This is a genomic window from Sphingobium indicum BiD32 (assembly GCF_000382885.1).
Classification (GTDB): domain Bacteria; phylum Pseudomonadota; class Alphaproteobacteria; order Sphingomonadales; family Sphingomonadaceae; genus Sphingobium; species Sphingobium japonicum_C.
The window spans coordinates 1-5,401 of the sequence record NZ_CAVK010000163.1; the positions used below are offsets into that span (position 1 = coordinate 1).

The 5,401-nt window shown below is 58.0% G+C and carries 5 protein-coding genes and 1 pseudogene; 1 reads left to right on the forward strand and 5 read right to left on the reverse strand.

Translation table 11 applies throughout. The features are described from left to right. Positions 1–498, forward strand: a 498-nt coding sequence (locus tag EBBID32_RS16360; RefSeq protein WP_037491318.1) for a Tn3 family transposase, incomplete at its 5' end; no start/stop codon positions are given. Between the two features lie 409 nt (positions 499–907). Here the strand turns inward: EBBID32_RS16360 and EBBID32_RS16365 are convergent. The 5 genes and pseudogenes from EBBID32_RS16365 to EBBID32_RS24995 all read right to left on the reverse strand — a co-directional run. Then, the gene (locus tag EBBID32_RS16365) at positions 908–1,780 is read right to left on the reverse strand and encodes an HAD-IIA family hydrolase (protein ID WP_006961053.1); all 873 of its coding nucleotides are present in this window, start codon (positions 1,778–1,780) and stop codon (positions 908–910) included. Continuing rightward, positions 1,780–3,264, reverse strand: a complete 1,485-nt coding sequence (locus tag EBBID32_RS16370) for a biotin carboxyl carrier protein (protein ID WP_006961055.1) — start codon at positions 3,262–3,264, stop codon at positions 1,780–1,782. The genes EBBID32_RS16365 and EBBID32_RS16370 overlap by 1 nt, the downstream gene beginning before the upstream one ends. After that, positions 3,257–4,594: an acetyl-CoA carboxylase biotin carboxylase subunit gene (locus EBBID32_RS16375; protein ID WP_006961056.1), complete on the reverse strand. Its 1,338-nt coding sequence runs from the start codon at positions 4,592–4,594 to the stop codon at positions 3,257–3,259. Before EBBID32_RS16375 ends, EBBID32_RS16370 begins: the two co-directional genes overlap by 8 nt. Then, entirely contained in the window at positions 4,591–5,064 is a 474-nt protein-coding gene (locus EBBID32_RS16380; RefSeq protein WP_006961057.1) for an acetyl-CoA carboxylase, read from the reverse strand. The genes EBBID32_RS16375 and EBBID32_RS16380 overlap by 4 nt, the downstream gene beginning before the upstream one ends. Then, positions 5,061–5,401 (reverse strand): annotated as a pseudogene (locus EBBID32_RS24995) (Tm-1-like ATP-binding domain-containing protein); the annotation flags it as partial. The gene EBBID32_RS16380 and the pseudogene EBBID32_RS24995, both read right to left, overlap by 4 nt.

The window sequence follows — 5,401 nt, forward strand, 5'->3', positions numbered from 1 at the left end:
CGTGATCGCACCGTTACGCCCTCGCTGATCCTCAAAAAGCTACCCGCCTACCGCCAGCAGAACAGCCCCGCCGCGGCGCTCCGCGAGGTAGGACGGATCGAGCGCACGCTGTTCACGTTGCGCTGGTTCGACGATCCGGCGCTACGCCGCACGGTCACCGCCGAGTTGAACAAGGGCGAGGCGCGCAACAGCCTGGCGCGAGCGGTCGCCTTCCATCGGCTCGGTCGCTTTCGCGACCGTGGCTTGGAGAACCAGCAAACCCGCGCGGCTGCCCTCAACCTCGTCACCGCAGCGATCATCCTGTTCAACTGTCGCTATCTTGGGCACGCCGTCGAAGAAATGCGCCGCCGCGGAAGCCAGATCGATCCGGCTATGCTGTCTCGGCTCTCACCATTGGGTTGGGATCGCATCAATCTCACCGGCGATTATGTCTGGTCCGATCACCTCGATCTCGACGCCAATGGCCTCATGCCGCTGCTCATCAAACCGCTACCGTGAATCTGTGTCCGCATAATGCACAGGGGCCGAATTGCAGAAGATCGCGGCCATGCCCTGGCCGCCACCGGCCAACGGCGAGAGTTCTGGATGAACGCCCTGCGGCTAGCCGGGCACTGCCAATTTATGAACCTAGCACGAGAAGTCGCATGAAAGCTTCCGCAAGCCGACCACGACCGATCTGGACTATGCGATCCAAACGGTTGCCGAGCGGCCCGGGATTGATGCCAATGGGGCAAAGTCGCCAGCGCGCACCAGCGTAACCTTCCCAATCTTTCGCTGCTAACCCGGCCCGATTTGCGGAACCATCATCATCAATGTCGTCTCATTGTGATTGTGCACACCAAGAAGCGCAGCGAAGCACCGTCAACGTAGGATTACTCTAGTCCTGATTGCGCAGCTTCCGAAAGCCTCATACTGCGTCAATTCTTTCGCCTAACCGCACGCACAATTCGTCGAGCGATCTGACGACGAAATCTGCCTGCTCATCGGCATGTGCGCCAAAGTCGGTTGCATCTGAGAGACCAGTCGTCACACCAATGCTCGCGGCGGACGCGGCCCGCGCCATTCTCATTTCTAGCCCTGGGTCGTCACCCACGACGATCAATTTATGCGTCGCATCAGTCGGCAGACCCATCAAAGATCGGGCGCAATGCAGTGCTGCGAGCGATGGCTTGCCGAGTATGACAGGCTCGATCCCCGTCATCGCGGTGATGGCCGCATTAATCGCGAAGCTAGTTCCGATCTTGCGCCCGCCCTCCGAAGCGAAAAAGGGAACATTGGACGCCGTTGTGAGCTGCGCGCCGTCTTCGAGGTCCGCGAGCACCGCCTCCAGATCGTCGAACGTGAATGCGCGGTGATAGGCGACATAGACAGCCTCAACCGCGCAAGAAGGAGCGGCATTTTCGACGACTTCGATACCAGCGGCACGCAGCGGCACGAATGATTCGCTACGCCCCAGCGCCCTGACTTTGCGGATCCCCCGTTCAGAAAACCAATATGCAGCGGCCGTCGTCGGCGTCATCACAGCACTGTCAGGCACCTTCAACCCGGCAACGCGCAGGTTATACGCATATTGAGCCGGGGCTATGGCAGACCCATTGGTGAAAATCCTAAAGGGCATGCCGCGCGCTGTAAGTTCTTCCAGCAGCACTTCTGCGCCCGGAAGCGGGCGATATCCAGAACTGGCGCTGTCGCCAAGTACAAGCGTGCCGTCCATGTCGAAAATGAAACCCGATGCACCAGCAAGCCGGGCAGCCAAGCCGTCAAGCGATTCACTGACCATTACATTTTGCCCGCGGAAGCGCCAGAATGAAGTGCCAATCGTAAACCTTTTCTGTCGATTACGACATCTTTCAGGGTCGGGTTAGCAATAAGTTCTCGTAGCAATTTCATCAACGGCGCAGCCTCCGGAGTATAGGTTGCGCGGCTGGGTCCCATCGCAAGCATTGCGTCGACCTGATCCGCCGGCATCACGGCGCGCAACAGAAATTCCTCATCGTCCAGATGCGCGCCAAACTTGCGACGGAGATCCGAATAGTCAGGGAAATCCGGTTCACCAGCTATCTCCTTTGCCCGCGGTCGATCCATGATGACATCCAGGATCACCGGATCGATTGGGCTCGTCGGACGCCCAAGCTTGCCCATTGCATAGCGCAAAATCTGATCCGATACCTGAACGTACCGCTGGCCGCTGACGATATTTGTTGTCGCCTGCGTCATCACCATCTGGGGAAAGGGCGTTACCATGATAGGATATCCAAGTTCAGCACGAACACGCTCCGTCTCTTCGACTACCGCGCCAAAAAGGTGCTCGAGCTTCAGTTCACTCAGTTGTCGACGAGTGGTGGTCATCACCCCTCCCGCGATCTGGTGACGCAGAAAACTGGCATCGAAGGCTTGAGGCGTGCCCGGTTGGAGGCCTTCCGCCTTAGCCAGACGCCACCAATAATCGGTAACGTTTGCTAGAGCCCTGTCATCGATCGGCACACTATGGCCTGCTTCCCGCAAATTCGCGACAAGCCTACCGGCCTCGGGCAACGAACTGCCATCCCCGAGGGGGCCGATACCGACATGAATGCCATCGACAGCTCCGCAATCGGCGGCCGCCAAAGCGGTAAGTGGACCATAACCGATCGTGCAGTGCGGGTGGACTTCCAGCGATTTCCCGCCGATCACCGCCTTGATCGCCGGTGCGAGTGTCTTCACGCGATCTGGAGATAGCAGGCCGCCCGGATCTTTGATGTAGAACAGGTCGATATGGGGCGATCTGGCGAGTTTCGCTGCGAAATCTGCATAGAATGCATCATCGTGCACGGCAGAGAGGGTGAATGTCAGCGCCGCCATAACTTGCGCATCACCCTCTTCTTTGATGAGCTGAGCTGCTTCAAGAACCGCATCTATGTCATGCATGGGATCAAGAACAATGAAGCGGCCGATGCCATTATGTTGGAGCCGGCGATAGACGATTCGCATAAATTCGGGACCAGCCTGCTGCCAAGCAATGAATCGTAGGCCGGTGGTGATAAATTGAAGCGGTGTGTTGGGCATGGCAGCCCGGACACGCCTGATACGCTCCCAGGGATTGTTACGGAAATAACGCACTGCTACGGCCATGTGGGTCGATGATGTGAAATCGATTGCTCTAAAGCCTACGCGATCCATCTGGCCGGCGACCTGGAGGATCTTTGCTGTATCGAGGCCTGTCGCGCCCCACAGCGACTGGTTGCCATCGCGCACCGAAACGTCGACGAGATTTATTTCAGCCATTGTTCAAATTTCCGAAGAAGCGGGTGTCGACGTCGCCGGCACGGAATCGCGGATCAGCCGCGATAATGGCGTGAAGCCCAGCTGTTGAATCCATGCCTTCTAGCTCGAATACCGATAAGGCAGCAGTCAGGCGCTCAATAGCCTCGGCTCGGTCGTTGCCATGGACAATGAGCTTCCCGGCGAGGGAGTCGTAAAAGGGCGGGACGAGGCCGCCATTGAATATATGGGTATCGACGCGTATGCCTTCGCCCGCCGGCCACTTGGCCGATGCGGCGCGCCCGGGCGAGGGCTGGAAATCTTCGCGCCAGTTTTCGGCGTTGATGCGCACCTCAATGGCATGACCGCGAGGCCGTATCATCTCCTGTGTCAGCGCCAATTTGCTACCGGCTGCTACTAACAGCTGTTGCTCAATCAGATCGACGCCGGTGATCGCTTCCGTTACGGGATGCTCTACCTGGATACGCGCATTCATCTCTAGGAAATAAAAATCGAAAGTAACGGCATCTACCAGAAATTCGACCGTACCTGCTCCTCGATATGCCAGAAACTTGGCCAAATCGACCGCCGCCTGCTCGATAGCCGTGCGCTTGTCATCGGGAAGAAGGGCTGCTGGAGCTTCCTCGACCAGCTTCTGGAAGCGGCGCTGTATCGAACAGTCGCGCGTGCCCAGATGAATCGCATTCACACCATCGCCAAGCACCTGCACTTCGATATGCCGGCCGCTCGTGATAAAGCGCTCGACGTAGATGCGTGGATCCCCGAAGGAAGCCTGCGCTTCAGCCATGGCAAGATCGATCTGACCATCTAGCTGCGATTCATTATCGACTCTTTTCATTCCCTTACCGCCGCCCCCGGACACAGCTTTGAGCAATAGCGGATAGCCCGTTTCCTGCGCGCGCCTTCGCGCTTCCTCCTTATCGCCTGCCTCACCGCCCGGGACCACCGGGAGGCCCGCTTCGATGCCGACCTTACGCGCCATCAGCTTGTCACCCATTGCCTCGAGGCTGGATGAGGAAGGGCCGACGAAAGCGATCCCCGCTTCCGCGCAAGCACGGGCAAGGCCCACATTTTCGGAGAGAAAGCCATAGCCGGGGTGCAGCGCATCCGCCCCACTTAGTTTGGTCGCGGCGATCACCTTGGCAACGTCGAGATAGCTTTGCGCCGAGGGAGCCGGACCGACCTTTACGATATGATCCGCCAGCCATGCGGCCGCGCTATTCAGATCCGCTTCGGACGCCCCAAGGACAGTCTCGATGCCCAGACGCTTTGCTGTGCGAATAACTCTAAAAGCGATTTCGCCGCGATTGGCAATGAGGAGACGCCTGATCATTTGACGAGCATCAAAATGGCGCCGGCATCTACCATCGCGCCATTCTCGACTAAGATTTCCGCGATCTCGCCTGCACAAGCTGCGGGGACGGGATTGAAGAGCTTCATGGTCTCGATGATACCGACATTGGATTCTGCCTCGACGCTGCTGCCGACCTCAACGAAGTATGCAGTTCCAGGAGCTGGGGAGCGGTAAAAGACGCCAGGCAAAGGTGCGCGAATGGCATGCATGCCTTCGGGAACCGGGATTTCTTCCTGACCCGACTGGGCAGTCGCCCCGGCAGGCGACGCTTCGTCTTCGAGCGACCACGCCTGGCTCCAGCCTTCCCCTTGACCTTCTCCTGCATCGGCCCTGCTGACGCGAAGCCGATAGCGATCGGTTCGGATGTCCAACCGATCATATTGACTGCCTTTCAGGATTGTGACGATTTCGTTCACATCCTCAGGACTTAGAGGCAGATCACCTTTCACGCATGCACTCCGATCTTGAGATAATCGCGGGCCGCGAGAATGATGCGGTCAGCAAACACTTCATCATTAAAGTGAGCATCCACCGCTTCGACCGGAATAGCGCTGGGAATGACTTTGCGAAGATATTCGGCGAAGGGGCCGGGCACATTGATATCGTGGAGATGCCCTTCCGGGCTGTCATGGCTGGAAAAGCCGCCCAACGGTACGAAAAAGCGTACAGGTCCTTTCGCTTCAATGACCATTTTGGCATAGTGATCGGCCAGATTTCGTAGCTCCTGCATCTGTGTGCGAACAGCAGTCAGCGCAGCATTATGCATGTGATAGCGCGTGCCTGGGA

Bases quoted from the DNA above. Each gene is read 5' to 3' on its own strand.
- EBBID32_RS16365 (WP_006961053.1), bottom strand. From the start codon at position 1,780: ATGGTCAGTGAATCGCTTGACGGCTTGGCTGCCCGGCTTGCTGGTGCA.
- EBBID32_RS16370 (WP_006961055.1), bottom strand. From the start codon at position 3,264: ATGGCTGAAATAAATCTCGTCGACGTTTCGGTGCGCGATGGCAACCAG.
- EBBID32_RS16375 (WP_006961056.1), bottom strand. From the start codon at position 4,594: ATGATCAGGCGTCTCCTCATTGCCAATCGCGGCGAAATCGCTTTTAGA.